Annotated in this window: 13 protein-coding genes, 1 tRNA gene and 2 pseudogenes; 6 read left to right on the plus strand and 10 right to left on the minus strand. The window is 38.4% G+C overall.

Annotation, left to right across the window (positions count from 1 at the left end):
• Positions 1-922 precede the first annotated feature (922 nt).
• Together ACFIJP_RS02005 and ACFIJP_RS02010 are read left to right on the plus strand one after the other, a co-directional pair.
• On the plus strand, positions 923-1825 hold the full coding sequence (locus ACFIJP_RS02005; RefSeq protein WP_375625300.1) for a MotA/TolQ/ExbB proton channel family protein: 903 nt from the start codon (positions 923-925) through the stop codon (positions 1823-1825).
• Positions 1822-2409 (plus strand): biopolymer transporter ExbD, encoded by a 588-nt coding sequence (locus ACFIJP_RS02010; protein WP_375625301.1) that lies wholly within the window; start codon positions 1822-1824, stop codon positions 2407-2409. The genes ACFIJP_RS02005 and ACFIJP_RS02010 overlap by 4 nt, the downstream gene beginning before the upstream one ends.
• Before the next feature lie 886 nt (positions 2410-3295).
• On the opposite strand, the gene dut (ACFIJP_RS02015) is transcribed toward ACFIJP_RS02010, so the two are convergent.
• The 3 genes from dut (ACFIJP_RS02015) to ACFIJP_RS02025 form a co-directional block, all read right to left on the minus strand.
• Positions 3296-3685, minus strand: a complete 390-nt coding sequence (gene dut, locus ACFIJP_RS02015; protein WP_375625302.1) for a dUTP diphosphatase — start codon at positions 3683-3685, stop codon at positions 3296-3298.
• Between the two features lie 264 nt (positions 3686-3949).
• Positions 3950-4489, minus strand: coding sequence for a dUTP diphosphatase (gene dut, locus ACFIJP_RS02020; RefSeq protein ID WP_375625303.1), 540 nt, complete (start codon positions 4487-4489; stop codon positions 3950-3952).
• A 146-nt stretch (positions 4490-4635) separates the two neighbouring features.
• A complete protein-coding gene (locus ACFIJP_RS02025) occupies positions 4636-5445 on the minus strand; it encodes a hypothetical protein (RefSeq protein ID WP_375625304.1) in 810 nt (269 codons plus the stop codon).
• A 1077-nt stretch (positions 5446-6522) separates the two neighbouring features.
• Here ACFIJP_RS02025 and ACFIJP_RS02030 point away from each other — a divergent pair.
• On the plus strand, positions 6523-7194 hold the full coding sequence (locus ACFIJP_RS02030) for a hypothetical protein (RefSeq protein ID WP_375625305.1): 672 nt from the start codon (positions 6523-6525) through the stop codon (positions 7192-7194).
• Positions 7195-7953: 759 nt separating this feature from the next.
• On the opposite strand, the gene ACFIJP_RS02035 is transcribed toward ACFIJP_RS02030, so the two are convergent.
• The 4 genes from ACFIJP_RS02035 to ACFIJP_RS02050 form a co-directional block, all read right to left on the minus strand.
• Entirely contained in the window at positions 7954-8322 is a 369-nt protein-coding gene (locus tag ACFIJP_RS02035; RefSeq protein WP_375625306.1) for a hypothetical protein, read from the minus strand.
• Positions 8323-9496: 1174 nt separating this feature from the next.
• Entirely contained in the window at positions 9497-10021 is a 525-nt protein-coding gene (locus tag ACFIJP_RS02040; RefSeq protein WP_375625307.1) for a type II toxin-antitoxin system PemK/MazF family toxin, read from the minus strand.
• A 313-nt stretch (positions 10022-10334) separates the two neighbouring features.
• Positions 10335-10907: a disulfide bond formation protein B gene (locus ACFIJP_RS02045; protein ID WP_375625308.1), complete on the minus strand. Its 573-nt coding sequence runs from the start codon at positions 10905-10907 to the stop codon at positions 10335-10337.
• A 12-nt stretch (positions 10908-10919) separates the two neighbouring features.
• Entirely contained in the window at positions 10920-11525 is a 606-nt protein-coding gene (locus tag ACFIJP_RS02050) for a YqaA family protein (protein WP_375625309.1), read from the minus strand.
• A gap of 222 nt (positions 11526-11747) precedes the next feature.
• Here ACFIJP_RS02050 and ACFIJP_RS02055 point away from each other — a divergent pair.
• Positions 11748-11832, plus strand: a tRNA-Leu gene (locus tag ACFIJP_RS02055).
• Between the two features lie 1345 nt (positions 11833-13177).
• Here the strand turns inward: ACFIJP_RS02055 and ACFIJP_RS02060 are convergent.
• The 3 genes and pseudogenes from ACFIJP_RS02060 to fumC (ACFIJP_RS02070) form a co-directional block, all read right to left on the minus strand.
• Entirely contained in the window at positions 13178-14068 is an 891-nt protein-coding gene (locus ACFIJP_RS02060; RefSeq protein ID WP_375625310.1) for an outer membrane protein, read from the minus strand.
• A 660-nt stretch (positions 14069-14728) separates the two neighbouring features.
• Positions 14729-14963: pseudogene (fumC, locus tag ACFIJP_RS02065) on the minus strand (class II fumarate hydratase); the annotation flags it as partial.
• Positions 14964-15539: 576 nt separating this feature from the next.
• On the minus strand, positions 15540-16928 hold the full coding sequence (fumC, locus tag ACFIJP_RS02070; protein ID WP_375625311.1) for a class II fumarate hydratase: 1389 nt from the start codon (positions 16926-16928) through the stop codon (positions 15540-15542).
• A 227-nt stretch (positions 16929-17155) separates the two neighbouring features.
• Here fumC (ACFIJP_RS02070) and groES point away from each other — a divergent pair, with 227 nt between their 5' ends.
• Together groES and groL are read left to right on the plus strand one after the other, a co-directional pair.
• On the plus strand, positions 17156-17452 hold the full coding sequence (gene groES, locus ACFIJP_RS02075; RefSeq protein ID WP_005774667.1) for a co-chaperone GroES: 297 nt from the start codon (positions 17156-17158) through the stop codon (positions 17450-17452).
• A 58-nt stretch (positions 17453-17510) separates the two neighbouring features.
• Positions 17511-19155: pseudogene (groL, locus tag ACFIJP_RS02080) on the plus strand (chaperonin GroEL).
• The last annotated feature ends 208 nt before the right edge of the window (positions 19156-19363 follow it).

The raw sequence follows: 19363 nt of genomic DNA on the forward strand, positions 1-19363 counted from the left end.
ACTGCTTGAGTAACGCCAAAAGTTTTTTTTGGTTCCTTTCACTTTGTCGAATTTAAAACTGTTTTTGATAAAATAAATCTTTCCTATACAATATGCTCTGTTCGTAAAGGATTACATCGGTTGAAAATTGTCTTATGCTTTTGCAGGAATTTAGCACCATTCTTCAGTTTCTCATGGCACAGTTTTTTTATAAAAGTTTTTTTAAAAAGCGTGTTGAGGCTTATTTTTTGGGCTTGTGACAGATAAAAAACATGGTTATTGTGATTTTGCGGCAGAAGTAATGTCATTTTTATGCTTTTGCAGAAGAAAAAGAAAATGCTATTTCTGTTCTTTGCTCTCTATGTATTTGAGGGCTAATCGCGCTCTCCCATTATACTTTTGGTCAGTTTAAGATATTGCGATCGTTCTTTTTTAAAAAAAGGTATATTTTTATTTGGATAGAAGGTACTTTAGTGCACTGATTGTTAGAGAAGTGCATATCCTTTTCTCCAAGGATTTTATGATATTTTTGCTGCTTATTCCATGAAAGAAATTATTTTGTTGGATTTAAAAGAGCCGCTGAAATGAAAGAAGCTTTGCGATATGAGGGATTTATTCAACAGGAACGATGATAAATTATTCTTATAAATGAAAATATTATATGCAATATTTCTTGTAAGTTTATCATTTTGCCTAATTTATGCAATAAATTGATTGAGTAAGATAAACTTGTTGAATTGTTAGAGAAAAATTTCTTGAGTGATTTCTTTAGAATAAGAGAGAGCTTGTGGAATAAAACTATACTTGATTTATCAAGTTTTCTTTCTTAAGAGGAATGCGAAAGCGACGTTAAAAGGGTAGTGGCATTGTGGAACAGTGATGCTGTGCGGGGTGACGATCCAGCTCATAAATAAAGATAAGAGCACAAGAATGTGAGATAAAAATGGAATCTGAAACAGTCCCTTTAGATAAAACAGTCCCTTTAGATAATATGTCTTCTGTATTGACAGTGCATGATTTTTCTCCTCTTTCTATGTTTATGGCTGCTGATTGGGTGGTGAAAGCCGTTATCATTATTTTGTTACTTGCTTCACTTATGTCTTGGACAATTGCTTTTGTGAAAATTGTTGAGATCACTTTGGTAAAACGAAGAGTACGTCATGAACTTCAATTGGTTCTTAATGCTCAGACTCTTACGCGTTTGGCAGCTAGCTTGAAAGAAAGCAAAGGGGCTGGGGTGTTTTTTCTCAAAGAAGTTCTTAAAGAGGTGTATCTTTCTACACAACAGGTTCATTTTTCTGCTCCTGAAGGGATAAATAAAAGCTCTGGTGAAAAAACCAGTGCAGGGGAAAGTGCACAAACGATTGAAGATATTCTCTTTTATGAGGAGAGCAATCAATATGAAGATGTTTCCCGCGATGTTCGCGATGCTAAGGCTCGCGATGTTCATGAAGGTTTAAAAGAAAGGGTTCATTCACTTTTGTCACGCTGCTTGTTGGCTGCTACACGCCGTGTTGCATGTGGAAGCGCTGTTCTTGCAACTATTGGCGCAATTGCTCCCTTTGTTGGTCTTTTTGCAACTGTTTGGGGAATTATGAATTCTTTTATTGGGATTGCTCAGTCTCAAACAACGCGACTTGATGTGGTGGCGCCTGGAATTGCTGAAGCCTTATTCGCAACGGCTATTGGGCTTTTTGTAGCTATTCCCGCCGTTGTTATGTATAATAGCCTTATGCGTGCTTTGAGTGGTTATCGCAATGATTTAGGTGATATCGCTGCGGCTCTTGAAAGGCTCTTGAGCCGTGAACTTGATAGACAAAGACAACAGAAAAGTCATAAAAAATGAAAGCAAGCCTTAATAATGATTGGGATATAGACGAGAGTGGGTTGCAAAGCGAAATCAATGTGACTCCTTTTATTGATGTTGTATTGGTGTTGCTTATTGTTTTTATGGTTGCAGCGCCTTTGGCAACATCTGCCATTCCCGTTCAGCTTCCTTCTATAACTCAAGCACCTTCAGTGGTTCAGTCTGATGAACCCCTTTATGTTACTTTGCAAAAAGATCGTTCTCTTTACATTGGTGATCATCTTGTAGAACAGGCAGCTTTAAGAGAAGCTTTGTTGAGGGAAACTACGCAAAATTTAGAGACAAAAATTTTAATCAAAGCCGATAGCGAAATTGATTATGGTACTGTCATCGATTTATTAAATCAAATACGCATGGCTGGATATAATAAAATCGGTCTTGTAGGATTGCAAAACTCTACCAATCTTACCTCAAGAGGTGTGATCAATAATAAAACAACAGGGGTAGCGGACGTTGCTGTCGATGGAGCGGGTGGTAGCGCGGGTGGTAACGTTGTGGGGCACGTGGATGCCGTAATAACGGGTACTGCGGTAAACGCTAATATTCCAGCCGATGCCCTCTGACCAGTGATAAAAATAGCCTTTGTTGCAGGAAGCAAAGCATATGACTCAAAGTCGTAGAGTGAAATTGATGAGGGTTTTGTCGTGGATTTATTAAACCCAATACGGATGAGTTTGATATTACGCAGGGGAGGCATATGCAGGGGGTTTATATTATGCAGGGGGTTTATATATTGAATCGGTTTTTTTAGGATTAAGCACTGCTCATCTTGCCTCAAGAGGTGCGATCAAGAAAAACAGCCAAGGGTGATTGTTGTGTGTCTTAATACATTTTAAAGCCCTTTTTGCGACGGTGTTTATAAATGGTATAACGGTAAAGCTCCCGTAAAATAATAAAAAATCTATTGAACCTCACTATCTTTATGCTTAACAAAAGAGCAAGCGAGCACCATTATCGTATTTATATTTTCTCCCAATGTTGTGACAGTGCTGAGTACAAGTATTCATTATAGGCATTTTTCCAGTTTTTATCCACATGCTAGCCACGTTTGGAACGTGAGAGACATGCTTTTGATTGATTTAATATAAATAGATTTGCAATGAAACAATCTTACAGTATTGAGATCTCTCATTTAAGTTGAAAGACAATTCATTATTATAAATCAATATGATATATAGATTGTCGACATTACAAGCGGTGTGTGAGCTTTTAATGGTTAATGCCAATGTTTTTGTTATGGGGGAGGGGTATCCGGTGATAATGAAGTTTTGTGTAGTACAAGAAACGTAATTGAGAGATGATTGTTTAGAAGTGCGTTTAGTGAAAAAACTTTGAAAGTAGTAAACGCGCACTCCTTCTACACTTTAAAAGCCCAAGGGGTTTTAAGTGAAAGAGTGGTTAGAATAAGTGTGTGTTATATTTTAAGGGGAGCGATTTTTTCAGAGCTTCTTAAGTATGACCCGTTGAACCGAAACCTCCTGTTTCACGGCTCTCGTTATGGCTTTGGGTATTTTGCTCTGGTTCAATAGCGCAAACTTTGACTTGGAATACGGGGGCGATGACTGTTTGGGCAATGCGCATTCTCCGTTTAAATAGAAAAGTTTTCTTGGCTCGAATTGATAAGAAGAACTTTGACTTCACTTCCGGATAATCACACTCAATCGTTCCTGGAGTATTGAGGCATGTGATGGCGTGTTTTAAGGCTAAGCTAGAGCGTGGACGTATTTGTGCTTCAAAACCAGGTTGAAGGTGAAAAATAAGACCCGTTGGAATGAGTGCGCGCTGCCCTGGGGCAAGAACAAGCGTTTCTTCTTCTCCAATTGCTGCTTGTAAATCCAAGACCGGCAGAACCAGTCGTTGCGTAGTGAAGAAGTTTCCTTGCTCCAAGTGCAAGACGCTGAAGGGATAAAGTTAGGGCATGTGAAGATTGAGAAGAGACAGAGGAAGAGTAAGGATGATCGTTTAGAGGGGTGTTTGGTAAAAAAACTTTGAAAGCAAAAGCGCACTCCTTCTATACTTTAAAAGCCCGAAAGACTTTCAGTGAAAGAGTAGTTAGAATAAGCGAGTGTTATATTTTGAGGGGAGTGATTTTTTCAGAGCTTCTTAAGTATGTCCCGTTGAACCGAAACCTCCTGTTCCACGGCTCTCGTTATGGCTTTGGGTATTTTGCTCTGGTTCAATAGCGCAAACTTTGACTTGGAATACGGGGGCGATGACTGTTTGGGCAATGCGCATTCCCCGTTGGATAGAAAAGTCTTCTTGGCCTAAATTGATAAGAAGAACTTTGACTTCACCACGGTAATCACTATCAATCGTTCCTGGAGTGTTGAGGCATGTGATGCCGTGCTTTAAGGCTAAGCCAGAGCGTGGGCGTATTTGTGCCTCAAAACCAGGTTGAAGGTGAAAAATGAGACCCGTTGGAATGAGTGCGCGCTGCCCTGGGGCAAGAACAAGCGTTTCTTCTTCTCTAATTGCTGCCCGTAGATCAAGACCCGCAGAACCAGCCGTTGCGTAGTGAGGAAGTTCTAAACCTTGTCCATGCTCAAGACGCTGGATCGATAAGGTTATTTGTTGTGGAGGGGGAGAAGGAAATGCATTCGAGGAAGAAGGACTCTTTTGGCTGTTCAGGTGCGTAGAAGGCATGGTCAAAGCATCTCCAAAATAGAAAAAACAAACACAACTCTAACAAAAGATTCCGTTTGAAACAAGCAGCGAAAAATCTATAGATGGGACGATGGGTTTTGCTGCTTGTTTTGTATGGGAAATGCTTATTTTTCATGCTGTTTGTTTTAAATACTACCAATGAAGATACCCGTAGCAAAAACGAGCGCTCCGCCAATAATAACTTGTAACGATGCACGCCAAAAGGGAGTTGACATGAATTTGTTCTGAATCCAGACGATGGCGCCTAGTTCGAAAAAAACAATGATAAAAGCAATAATTGTTGCTACATAAAAAGAGTTGATCAAATAGGGAAGAGTATGGCCTAATCCTCCTAATGTTGTCATAATGCCGCTGGCAATACCTCTTTTTAATGGCGAACCACGCCCTGATAATTTTCCGTCATCGTGGGCTGCTTCTGTGAAACCCATTGAAAGTCCTGCACCAATTGAAGCTGAGAGCCCTATCAAAAAAGTTTGGTGCGTGTCTCCCGTGGCAAAAGCTGCGGCAAAAATGGGGGCAAGGGTCGAGACAGAGCCATCCATTAATCCTGCAAGACCTGGTTGAATCCAAGTCAAAAGTGTTTGTCTTTGCGTTTTCGAAGGTTTTTTTATGGTGTGGTTTGCCGCTATTGTTTTTTGGGATGGATGGCGGCTCTTGCCTTTCACAAGAGAAGTTTTGTCACATAACGAACCGATAGTGTTTGCACGATTATGGCAAGAAAGGCACAAAAGTTGCTTATAATTTTTAAGCTCTTGAAGCCCCATGGCGGTAAAAACCGCGGCTTCCTTAGAGGAATAAGGTTCTAGAGCTTTTGCATATTTTAAATAGAGCGCCGCATGTTGCTCTTTTAATTTGAGCGCTTTAAGCATCACGTTTTGTGCTGAACGAAAGGACAGAGCTTTACGTTGTACAAATGAAAAAAACAATTTCAACATTTTCTGTTCCTCTGCACTTTAGAATAATTCTAAAACATAAGAAAAATAAACCAAAAGTCAATCTAAAAGTTAAAAACTGACAAATTGCAAAAAGGTTGCACTGAGAAAAAAGGTGATGGGATGCTGAGAAAGTACAAGGAGATTTATCAAATGGAGACGACAGGGGTGCATGAAAGAAATAATTGCGTGAAAAAATTTAAGAGAAAATATGCTTTATTTTGCTACAGGGACGTTTCAATGAAGTATTTCAATGTATTATGCTCGAGAATATAGGAAAGGAATAAGCTAGCATCATCATTCATTTGATGCGTTCAAAAGACTGTAACAGCTCTTGGACTTTGAAATGATTCTTTAAAAAGAGATCTTTTTCAAGGGATAAAAGCCCATTTCGCGAGGGGGCCCCTGTGAAGAGTATAGAAGGGTAGAGCCGCAAAATTTCCATGAAATAATATAAACTCCATTGAGTCTTCTTAATCTTTACGCTTCATAAAAGAGCAAGCCGGCATCATCATACACCTTAGCTCCTAGTGTTGCGACAGTCTTTAGTACGGTTCATTATAGGCATGGCATTTTATTGTACAGTTTTACGCCACTTGATCCCACTTGTGGAGGTGTAAGACAGTATTCTTATGATATTTACGCGCATTTTAGCGTTGTTACAGCTTTTGCATTTAGGTGGATTTGTTAGCGTGTAACGAATTATCTTTTGTGCTGTAATTGCAGGGACAGGTTTAAGGGTGGGAGTGCATAAATGAAGAGATATTATCCATATTAAATTGTTTGAGATCACGCATAAAAATTTATGCTTTATGAAGGGGCATTTATCGCCTTGTAACTTGCCTGATATCTTGCATGAAAGCCCAAAATTCAGTAGGATTCTCTCACTTCAAAACTTCTTATATTGAAACAATTCAAATCATTTTCTTGTGGATCACAAGGAGGGGTGTGGGTGCTGTGTTTTTATTTAAAGTATGGGATGAGTTGAAATGTGAGAAGTGCATAATCTCTATGCGTTAACAAACGTTTTTGATGTTTTTAAAAAAGAGCGAAATTGTGCAGATAAAAAAGGGAGCATATATGGAAAATAGTGATGGTTTGAAATTTTGGCGGCTTTCTGAAAAACTAACAATACTGCAGGCAGCGCTTTTAATAGTTGGATTAAATCCAGGAAAGTATTTGTTTGTCAACAAATTAGAACCAGAAAAAAGTGATATTTACGAAGATAACCTTTCCGTATCATCAGAGAAAACTGCTAATTTCCGTGCAGCTTATCATGCTATCGTTCAAGCGGGAAAAAGCAATCGATTAGAGATAGAATGGTCGTACTATAATTTTTCGGATTTTATAGATGCAGATTCCTCATATGTTCGCGTTGATGATTTAAAAGAATGGCTTTCATCGCGTGGTCTGTACCCTCCATTTTTTTTCCCTGAGGATGATTCTGCTGAGACTAAGGACCAAAAATATTATGCGTTTCAAGATCCAACGCATCCACGTTATGCTCCAAAGCTTGCTGCTATTGTTGCGGCATGGGAAGCGGTGAGTGAGGTTGAGGGTGGTAAAACTGTTAAAGGAACGCTTGCAAAATGGTTGCAACAGAATGCTGATCAATATGATTTACACAATAAGAAAAATGGTAAGTTAAAAAAGGATGTTATTGAGGAATTAGCGGCTGTTGCGAATTGGGAACCTACCGGAGGGGCGCCTAAGACACCTGCCAGCTCTCTTTTATCAAAAGAAAAAAAATAAAAAGATCACTAAAATTGTGCTGCTTTTTTTGATAATTTTGAAGATAATCTCTTTTTCTGGGGGAGTTTTTTACTTTTCTTCCCTAGATTATAAGTAATTGTTTTTCAATGAAAATAATTTTTATAGTGTTCCTCTGACGGTTCAGACGGGGAAAAATAGACATTTTGGGGCAGTAAAATTTACCCTGTAGTTTTCGTAACTTACCTCTCTATTTTTGTTTGATTTTTTTGGGCATTTTGCAATCCGTTGTCAATTTAAGGAGAGTAACATGATTAAAGTTAATCTTTTTTTTACTATGCGTAAAAGTGTGAAAATTTTTCGGGGAAATGTACGGATATTTGGCAATGTGCTGCGGATGAGGTGGTACATAAATCGTTTAGAATAGGGGTATTATCGCGTTGGTTAAAGTTTGAATGATCGCTGTTATTCAAATAGTCGAGGTTGGGCGTTGTTACAGCTTTTGCATTTAGGTGGATTTTTTAGCGTGTAACGAATTGTTTTTGTGCTGTGATTGTAGGGGCAGGTTTAAGGGTAGGAGTGCATAAATGAGAGAGAGATTATCATATCAAACAGTGTTCAATTTATCGCATTGCATTGTTATGAATATAGCTGATCAAATTTTATTTATCATGTAGAGTGGGGAAAAGTTAACAATATTAATTGAATCTAAAAAAACATAAACTGTAATCTGAATTACAGTTTATGTTATTAAGTATTAAATAAGCTTACTGTTTAAACTGTATTTAAGTGAAACGTTGTTTAAACGAGCATCCACGCACTGTCCGCAAAAGCATCAAATGCTCTTTCACTCTGTGTACGATAGGGAGGCCGCTTTTTAGAAAACAACCATGAAAAATACGCAATAAGACCCCAAAGTGCTGGTGCAAGTCCCATCATAATTCCTACCTTTACAACACCTTTTTTAAAATCTTGTTCAGTGCTTTGTGTTGAAATATGATCCATAACCATATCAATAGCTTTAACAACTTTATTTTCTTTTGACACTGTAGAAGCAAAACTAGAATCTTGAGAATGACTATTCAAATAATAAGCATTAGCTTCCAAAACCTGTGAAAAGAAAAAGGCTATTGTAACAATATATAACGCGATTTTTTGAAATATTTTCATTATAATGATCCAAATTTAAAAGATTTAATCAAAAAAGTTTTTTCATTACACCTTCTAAACAAAATAGAAAAAGTACCGTGGCATCCCATGATGCATAATTAAATTATGTGTTTAAGGTGCTGCTAATACAAAGTGTTAAATTACACATTTTGTATTATACCTAGGTAAGTTCCATAGTTTATTGATTTTGTAAACTTTTCAATTTTGGTTTTTAACTTAAATTATATTATTGTTTTTATTATAATTATTGTATCATCTGTTTTGGTGAATCGTAAACGCAATTCTATATTATTAACGGAGATATTTTAAATAAACAAAATGTAGTTTTATTGTGGTGTAAATGACATATGATCTGTATGAAGTATTGATGCAATTTTTAAGATATATTGCGGTGTGAAGTAATCATTTTATGTTATATCGTAAAAACACTATTTTGCGGTATGGTGATGTAAGTTCTGTGTTTAGCGTTATCGTTATCAATCGGTTATCATATGGTAAGTAAACTAATATTATTCAGATTATATAAGCATTATTAGCTTTCTTTACAGAAACAGATGCGTTCAAAGATGAATGGAGTATTCTGTGTAGTCTTAAAGCGTTTGAATCATTAAATGCTCTTTACTATTTTTTCTTTTCAAAAATGCTGGCTTTTTCATCCGCTTCATCCGTATTGAGGGACGTAAATAAACAAGTTGTGAGGTCGAATATCTTTTGGTAAATTGAGCGATTGAACACTTCAAGAGCGCGAAGAACAAGGGATTGTTTGTTATGCCAAATTATGAAAATGTTTTTTTCAATCTTGGAAAGATATTCCCATTGCGGCAAATCATATAAAGTTTAAGCAACGGCAGCACGGTTTTTTGTGCAATGAAATGATAAATATGTACAACATCACGGTAATCTCCGTGGGAAACTTTACCGGATTAACAGTACGGAGAGTGCCTTCTTCTTACCCAAAATCGCAGATATTTCAAAACAACAACGGTGGAGAATGAATGTTGGATATGTTCTAGGGAAGGTTGCAAAAAATGGCTAAAAAGTTCTCAAAAAAAATACCAAAAATGACGAAAGGAGCGGTTTCCCACTCCTTCGCTCCTATCTCCCCTTTCGGGGAAGCGGCCACCATTACTGATGCCGTGTATGCTGATATAGATACACTTATTTTTCTCAAAAGTCAATACTGTAAATGCGGTAAATATTTGAGCATCAGAGCTACAACTTTATGAAAATCTTCGCAGGATAACCTTGGAACGGTACGTGAGCAACTTAAACGACTTACAGAAACTGTTGTGACATAATTGCAGATAATCCATGCTTTTTTATTCTCTATAGGAGATTGTATTGGATACGCAGCGGGATTATTGGGTTGTGATTTCGTTGAAAAAGGTAAAACTGTCACATTTCCATATAATTTTGCATTCTTAGAAAGCACTAAAACAGGCCGCTTTTTCCAAAATTCAGGGAGTATCGAATCATGAGGAAAATCGCACCAAAAAACTTGTCTGATGCGTGGTGCCGATTTGATTCGTGGTTTTATGTGAGGTGGTTTTTTGTAAGGAGCATTTAAATCCGTTTCTCTTATATGCTCGCGCCATGCATTATGATCATGTTCCATCATAACACATGGTTCTTCAAGTTTGGTTATATCTAAGGAAATAGGTGATAGGGTAGAAGGCGCTGTGTTCTTATCTTCAGCCATAGCAGACCATTTATATTTATCGGTCCCCTCACTTATTATTTTACGGCTTTTCTATCACGGGTTTTTATCAAAATGTTGCTCATAAGTACAGAGAGGTGAAACCATAAAATGGATATATCTGCTTATTTTTGTCTTTTGTGTACAACGCTAGAGGAGGGATGTTGGTGATAGGTGGGATGTTGGTGACTAGTTGGTGTTGGTGGGTTGGTTTGGCGGTGGGTGGTTTTGGGTGGTGATTGGTGACTGGAGGGTGTTGGTTAGGGGGAAGCGATTGGAGAGAACGAGTGCATGCGGTTTCGTTTCTATTTTATGGTTAGAGTTTTTTATTGCTTGAAAAGAGCCCTTTTGAGGCAACATAAAAACTGATAAGCATGTAAAATAGGCTTGAGACGACATTCCAGCCGGCAAATGAAAGAAAAAGAAAGCGTGCGGATGCTTCAGAACAAGAAGGGGGATGAATGTTGTTTAATTGATTAAGTAGCTGGTTAATGTCTGAGGTTTTTCTGACTGCGCTTAAACCACAACTGAGGGGAGCTGCCCAAAAGCCATATTCAACACCCGCATGATAAATGGCTAAAACAAGGCTGATGCACATTAAGACAAAAACACACAAAAATAAAAGTTGTATCCAAGCAGACATGCGAAAAAACCATGCTCCAAAACCTGCTAAGAGCAAAAAGGGTATGGCCCCATAATAGGGGAAACGCTCTATGAGACACAAATCGCAAGGAAGATACCCTCCAAAATATTCAAAACCAAGGGCAAGACCTATTGTAGCGGACAAGCAAAAAGCGAGAAAAAAAGCCCATAAACTTTGTTCTTTTCTGCTGGGTTCAAGATGAAGGTGCTTGTATAAAAGTGGGTGAGAAGACAAAAGGCACGCCATTAAGTCTGTTCCTTATAAAAGCTTTTTGTTTAAAAAAGCTATGAAAATCCCATAAATTAAAACGAGACTAACACAACCAATGAGAATAATCCATTTGAAATGCTGTACTAGAAAATTCATTGCTTTTTGTCCAAAATGTTTAATCAGCCATGCGAGAAGATAAAAACGAGCGCCTCTAGAAAAAATACAAATAAGAATGAAAAGTTCAAGGTGTACACTCATTACACCGGCCAAAATTGTGACAATCTTGATGGGGGGAAGATGAAAAAAACCTGATGTTATCAGTAAAATGACTAGAAATTGCAGGGTTGCACTATTTTTCAGAGATTCAAAACTTTCAACCTTACCGTAAATTTCTAAAATGGGTTTGGCAAGAGTATCATAGGCAAAATGTCCGATAAACCAACCGGCAATGCCTCCTAATACAGAACAGATAGTCGCAATCAAAGCATAGTAATAAACCCGCTTTTGATGGATAAGCAGCATCGGAATATATAAAACATCTATCGGAATTGGAAAAACAGAACTTTCAATAAAGGCAATGAAACCAAGCCAGTGTGGTGCTGTACGCCGATTTGCTAAAGAAATCGTCCAAAGCTTTAATTTGTTTAATATCATGAGGCTTTCTATAAATTTAAGAGGTAAAGACTTTACAAATGAGATTGTTATAAATCCGGTAGAGAAATCCAATAAAGAAAATATTTCATAAAACAGATAAGAAAATGATATGAATTCTTAAAAAATGAGAAGTCTTCTGTTGACGAATCTGTGCTTCTTCATATAGTGCAAAAGAATAATCGACAAGTCTGTCTCTTATAGTCCTGTCTTTTATAGCAATGTGCGGGTGTGGTGGAACTGGTAGACGCGCCAGACTCAAAATCTGGTTCCGAGAGGAGTGTCGGTTCGAGTCCGACCACCCGCACCACTTCATAAATATTTTCCTTTATCCTGTTATGGCGCATCGTGCTGATTTATAAAACATGTGGAATTGATAAACAGTGTTCAATGTTTTGCATGTTGAATGAAAAACCTCGAATACCATAGGATTCTCTCATTTTAAGTCTGTTTATTTTAAATTGACCAAAATCATGTCTCTTGTACATTGCAAGCTGGATGCGCTATTGTGGAATGAAATTTTACAAAAAATGAATAAAAATGCCTCTTAATAAACCGTTTCAAGGGCATCATTGGGGGGTAGGAGTGTATGATGGATGGTGCCAGCTTGTACTTTTATCTTGCACTTTTATGAAGTGTAAAGATGGTGCTCTATAGATTTTATATTCTTGTGGGCGTTGTTGCGAAATGGGCTTGAGGGTTTTGAGAGATGTTTCTTTAAAACACGCATGTGAATTAGCAACCAAAGTGTTTTTGATTTGAGTGTGTTTGGTTTGGAGCGTTGTCGTATGACATGAGGGGCGTGATCCCAAAAAGGTCCGTGAGAAATACAAGCATGAGGCAATGCGTAAACTCCTTTCTTTAAAAGACAGAGCTGTAGAGGCTTAAAAGATAGGGCTTTAGAGGCTTTGAAAGTCGTAAATCAGAGGGAAATGGTAAGGTTGGAAACTGGTTTTTGCCTTGACAATTTCATATTCTCCCCAAATGAAGTTGTCTCTCCGTTACAGAAATTATATAAACAGAGAACCGCAATATCCTCTCTCTACTTTGGTATGCAATAGCTGTAAAACACTGTCATTTGAAGTGTGGTCATATAGGGTCTGTAAACTTCCTTGAAACGTTACAGTATTTTTTTCAGTGTGTGTTGGATATTCTTAAGAGTGTTTGTTTTACTTTAGGTTTAAGGGCATTCCATGGGGAGGCGCCAAGAGAAGCTCCCTCCTCAAGGGTCCCCAAGAGTTTTTGTGCTTTTATAAACGGACATGGTGTTTAAAAATGGGTTTTTAGAATCTTGATCCTTCAAGAGTGGGAAAGCCGAGTTAACATCACCTTATAAAACTGCAATTGATGCACAATATCCATAGTTATTTTAAAGCAATATCTCTTAATAACTGCTCTCATTTATTTTATGATGGCGTATTTTACGATGGCGCCCAGTGGTATGATGGTAAAGCTTTTATATTCCAAATGCATTACATGGAAGGGTGAGAGGATAGGAGCTTGCTTTAAAAGAGGAGAGGCTTTATTGTTTCATGACTATTTGTTTACAGTTTAGTCCTAGTTTTTAGAATCTAGGTCTTTTTAGGGGGGAAAGAGGCATAAAAAAAACCCCGTTTTTAACAGGGGTTTTTAATAGTTCAATTTTTCTACAAAACTTAGAATTTATAAGCGATACCAAAGCGAAAATCATGCGTTTGAGAAGAGATTTTAAGGTCATCGTTTGCAAATTTCTTTTTAAAAAAATCTGAATAACGATATTCTGTACGCATGATGATATTATCTGTCATTGCAAGGTCAAAACCACCACCAATAGTGTAACCAAGCATTGTTTTTGTCTTATCTAACACATCGCCAGAAGCAAAAATTGTCGAATCTTCTTGCGATTTTGATAAAAGTGACATAATATATTGCATTTGTGTATAGGCTACACCCCCTGCAATATAAGGCATAAGGCGATGGGAAGCAAAACCAATACGCGCACGCGCAGCACCAGACCATTTTTCTTTCAATGTTACACTGCTGACAACAATGTCACCATAGTTGGGGATTGTTTCATCCTGAGCTGCAGGTTTTATGATAGGAATCCCAGCTTCTTTAAAGGCAATGTTAATAGAGTCTAATTCATTTAGAATTTTCTTTCCATTGTCTGTTTGGGTGCTTTTCTTCCCAGACCAGACTATGTCCGTATCAAAACCGAAAACAAGGTCATCTCCCAGATCAATATTAGAACCTGCATACAAACCTGCTCTCAATCCTGATGGTTTCGGTGATAGAGTTCTATCAACCCAAGCCCATTTTCCATCCCTGGCTTCTTGTGCGTAATCTAGAATATTTTTACTGGAAAAATATCCAATTTGTCCTCCAACATAAAAACCAGACCAAGAAAAAGGCGCAGAAACAGTAACCGGTGAAATACGTGACGATGAATCATTTTGCAATGAAACCTTCGGTTTTGATTGCTCAAAGATTACCGTATCTGCTGCTTGCGCTGTTGAAGCGGTAATGAAAGTGAAAATAGATAGTGCAATTAAACATTTTGTTTTCATAAAAAACGTCCCCAGTTTATTTCGAATACAAAGTGTATTATATACAAATTGGTTAAAGAAATCTATATTTAATATCATTATGAAAATTAAAATACTCAAAAAATCTATAATTACCCATATTTAAGCGTTCTTAAAACTTTCTTTCATGCTATTATCCCGCGTTTGTATTGATTTTTCAGTATTTTTTATATACACCCTCTTCAGAGTTCTCTTTGTTTTAGAAAAAATTATAGTATGTTAAACAGGCTTTTTATTTGTTTAAAAAATATTATTTTATATATATTAAAAGCACTCTTTGTTATTAAGTATTAAGTATATTATCCTCTATGATTGATATCAAAGTGCTTAATATTCAATTAGTGGCAAAATGCGTATTGGCACTATCATATTCTTTTCTCGTTTCTGATATTGCGTAGCTTTGTATTGCGATAGCCTTTTGAGCACTTGAGAGGATGAGCGACTTTATTTCTTTATTTCTTTTTTTATCTATATGCCACTTTTGCTTATGACAATCCAAGCGAATAGTTTTGATTGCGAATAGTTTTTATTGCTTGAATGGAATACGAAGAATAAGAAGGAGAAAAGTGCGAGAATTTAAAGTTTCATGAGGTTTCTCATGCACCATGTAAAACGATAAATTCTCCTTTTCGTTCGCTTAAAGCCGGAACGTGGATGAGAGCCTAAAAACTGAATGTCGTTGGTGATTTTTAAGAGATTAACTTTAAAGAGATTAGTGCGTACACTTAGGTTTTTACGGAAATGGGTGAGGGCGCTATGATGGGTAAATGCCTCAAATTTCTTGCGAGTTGTCAAGGATATTTCCGTCAGAGAGCTGATTGTTTCAGCAAAGTCCAAAACCTTTCGGTGCATTGAGTTTTTTTCCAACAGCTGTTCCTCTATTGAGCACTTCTATCTTCACGCTTTATAAAAATGCTCCCAGACCCACTTCACGATGGTGGCTCGTGAATGGTATAACGATAAAGCCATTGAGCACCCTATCTTTACGCTTCATAAAGAAGCAAGCCGGCATCATCATTATATTTGCCAGCCCGTGGCTGTTGTGACAGACTTCTCCACAATGTTGTGACAGCCCTTGGCAGTTGAGGCGGTTCATTAGAGGCGTGTTTAGTCCTTTCTTATCTTATACAATTTCTATCCACACATTCACTTCGCCACACATTTATCTCGCTTGTGATGTGCAAGTGAGTGATTTTGATTGATTCAACATAGGACAGATTTAAAACGGGAAAATCCTATGGTATTCAGAATTCTCATTCAATATGGATAACGCTAGATGATCATTATAAAGAAACACATTATCTCATTGAGATAAGAGTAGAAATGTGGACCAGAGCCTAAAATGAACGCTGTGGGTAATCGTTATCGGTCATCATCGGGGTGTGTGCTTACACCCCGATCTTTTGACAGAAAGATTTGTTTTAAGACGTTTACATCTTTTTTAGTGGGTTGTTTATTGGGGAGCAATCATCTTTTTGGGATCAACTAATCGGTCATAATCCTCTATAGAAACGCCAGCTTTTAATGCTTCGGTGCGCAAAGTTGTATCGTGTTTATGCGCTGCTTTGGCAATTTCAGCAGCTTTTTCATAGCCAATTTCTGGTGCAAGAGCTGTGACTAACATGAGTGAGCGCTCCATGAGCGAGTGAATATGAACGCGATTGGCTCGTAATCCTTGAATGCAATGCATATCGAAAGAGCGCATGCAATCACCAAGAAGGGTAATTGATTGTAAAACGTTATAGCCAATAACAGGTTTATAAACGTTGAGTTCAAAATGCCCTTGACTTGCGGCAAAGGTTACGCTGGTGTGATTACCAAAAACTTGACATGCGACCATGGTTAAGGCTTCACATTGCGTGGGGTTAACTTTGCCGGGCATAATAGAAGATCCGGGTTCATTTTCAGGAAGACTGAGTTCCCCTAAACCGGAACGTGGACCTGAACCTAAAAACCGAATGTCATTCGCAATTTTAAACAGATCAGCAGCAAGAGCATTCAAGCTTCCGTGGAAATGCGCAAGGGCGCCATGATGGGCGAGTGCTTCAAATTTATTGCTAGCAGTTTGGAATGTTATTCCTGTGAGAGTGCTCACTGTTTGCGCAAAAGCAATGTCAAAACCTTTTGGTGCATTCAGCCCTGTGCCAACAGCCGTGCCACCTTGAGCAAGCATGTGGACATCGGTTAGAGCATTTTCAATGCGCTGAAGATTGGCTTCTAATGCGGCACGATAGCCTGAAAATTCTTGCCCTAAGGTTAAAGGCGTTGCATCTTGGGTATGGGTGCGTCCGATTTTAATGATGTCTGCAAATTCTTGCTCTTTTTGTTTTAGTATAGCAATAAGAGCTTCAAGGATTGGTAGTAAGTGTTGGCGTGTTTGCAACGTGGTGGCAATGTGAAGCGCTGTGGGAAAGGAATCGTTTGATGATTGACTCATATTGACATGGTCATTGGGATGAACTGGTTTTTTGCTTCCAAGTTTTCCTCCCAAAATCTTACTAGCGCGATTAGCAATGACTTCATTGACATTCATATTGCTTTGTGTGCCAGAACCTGTTTGCCAGACGGAGAGTGGAAAATGCGTATCAAAATCGCCGGCAAGTACTTCATCGGCGGCGGCAATAATTGCTTTTCCAATATTTTCTGGTAGTTTTCCTTTGTCCATATTTACAACAGCTGCAGCTTTTTTGATAAGAACTAAGGCATAGATGATGGCAAGAGGCTGCTTTTCACTACCAATATTAAAATTGTGCAGAGAACGTTCAGTTTGTGCGCCCCAATAACGATCTTGACGTACCGAAATCGTTCCAAAGCTATCCGTTTCCTGACGTGTTTCAACCATGATAAGATCCTTTTTTGTTCACGGGTTCTTAAAAAAGCTAAATAACGCGAAAGTGCAATAAGAGGCAAGACTTTGAATCTTCATTTAGAGAAATTATTTTTATGGCTATTCTTGACATTGAGAGATACCGATTTTATATCTAACTCATACTAGCACTCTCAAGCTATGAGTGCTAGCAAGAACTTTTAAGATTAATGCAATTATGTTCAGTTTTAAGGATTTAAAACATGGCTAATATACAATTCCGCCCACTTCACGATCGTGTCGTTGTCCGTCGGGTTGAATCTGAAAATAAAACGGCTGGTGGGATTATCATCCCTGATACAGCAAAAGAAAAACCCCAAGAAGGCGAAGTGATTGCTGTTGGCAATGGCGCTCTCGATGATAACGGAAAGCGCGTGCCTTTAGAAGTTAAAACAGGAGACCGTATCCTCTTTGGAAAATGGTCTGGCACTGAAGTCAAGATTAATGGGGAAGATCTCCTCATCATGAAAGAATCTGACATTATGGGAATTATGGGCTAATTGAAGCGCTTAACTTTTCATTGTGTACTATTTTGAGAAAACTCCAAGGAGAAATTAAATGGCTGCTAAAGAAGTCAAATTTGGCCGTGAAGCGCGTGAGCGTTTGTTGCGCGGTGTCGACATCCTTGCTAATGCTGTTAAGGTGACACTCGGCCCTAAAGGTCGTAATGTGGTGATTGATAAATCATTCGGTGCGCCTCGCATCACAAAAGATGGTGTATCCGTTGCAAAGGAAATTGAACTTGAAGATAAGTTCGAAAATATGGGTGCACAAATGTTGCGCGAAGTTGCTTCTAAAACCAATGATATCGCTGGTGATGGAACAACAACAGCAACTGTTTTAGGACAAGCTATTGTGCAAGAAGGCGTTAAAGCTGTTGCTGCGGGCATGAACCCAATGGATCTTAAACGCGGGATTGATGCTGCTGTGGATGAAGTGGTGGCAAACCTCTTCAAAAAAGCAAAAAAAATCCAAACTTCAGCAGAAATTGCACAAGTAGGAACCATTTCTGCTAATGGCGCTGCTGAAATCGGTAAAATGATCGCTGATGCTATGGAAAAAGTGGGCAATGAAGGCGTCATTACCGTGGAAGAAGCTAAAACCGCTGAAACGGAATTAGAAGTCGTTGAAGGTATGCAATTTGACCGTGGGTATCTTTCCCCTTATTTTGTCACAAATGCTGAGAAAATGGTCGCTGACCTTGATGATCCTTACATTCTCATTCACGAAAAGAAATTGTCTAATTTGCAATCTCTTCTTCCTGTGCTTGAAGCTGTTGTGCAATCTGGAAAACCACTTCTCATTATCGCTGAAGATGTAGAAGGTGAAGCTTTGGCAACGCTCGTGGTTAACAAGTTGCGTGGTGGTTTGAAAATTGCTGCTGTAAAAGCTCCAGGATTTGGTGATCGCCGTAAAGCAATGTTAGAGGATATCGCAATCTTAACATCCGGACAGGTTATTTCTGAAGATGTGGGCATTAAACTTGAAAATGTCACTTTGGATATGCTTGGACGTGCAAAGAAAGTGAATATTTCTAAAGAAAACACCACCATTATTGATGGTGCTGGACAAAAGTCTGAAATTACTGCTCGCGTTAATCAAATCAAGGCTCAGATCGAAGAAACAACTTCTGACTATGACCGTGAAAAATTGCAAGAAAGACTTGCTAAACTCGCTGGTGGTGTTGCTGTTATCCGTGTGGGTGGTGCAACAGAAGTTGAAGTGAAAGAAAAGAAAGACCGTGTTGATGATGCTTTGAATGCAACACGTGCTGCTGTTGAAGAAGGTATTGTTGCTGGTGGTGGTACCGCATTGTTGCGTGCAGCAAATGCGTTGACCGTTAAGGGAAGTAATCCTGACCAAGAAGCTGGTATTCATATCGTTCGTCGTGCTCTCCAAGCGCCAGCACGTCAAATCGCAACCAATGCCGGTGAAGAAGCCGCGATTATTGTGGGCAAAGTGTTGGAAAATAATGCTGACACTTATGGTTACAATACCGCCACGGGTGAATTTGGTGATTTGATTGCTTTGGGAATTGTTGATCCAGTGAAAGTTGTGCGTTCTGCTCTCCAGAATGCGGCTTCAATTGCTAGCCTTCTGATTACAACAGAAGCAATGGTTGCTGAAGTTCCAAAGAAAGATACACCAATGCCTCCAATGCTTAGGTGGCGGAATGGGTGGAATGGGCGGAATGGATTTCTAAGCTCTTATTCCATAGAAGTAATAAAGAAACGGGCCTTCTGTGCCCGTTTTTTTTAATGCTTTTTCACGTTTTGCAACCGGTGAATTTGGTGATTTGATTGCTTTCAAGAATTGTTGATCCAGTGAAAGTTTTGCGTTCTGCTCTCCAGAATGCGGCTTCAATTGCTAGCCTTCTGATTACAACAGAAGCAATGGTTGCTGAAGTTCCA

It is taken from the genome of Bartonella sp. MU37NMGALS (assembly GCF_042194015.1).
Taxonomy (GTDB): domain Bacteria; phylum Pseudomonadota; class Alphaproteobacteria; order Rhizobiales; family Rhizobiaceae; genus Bartonella; species Bartonella grahamii.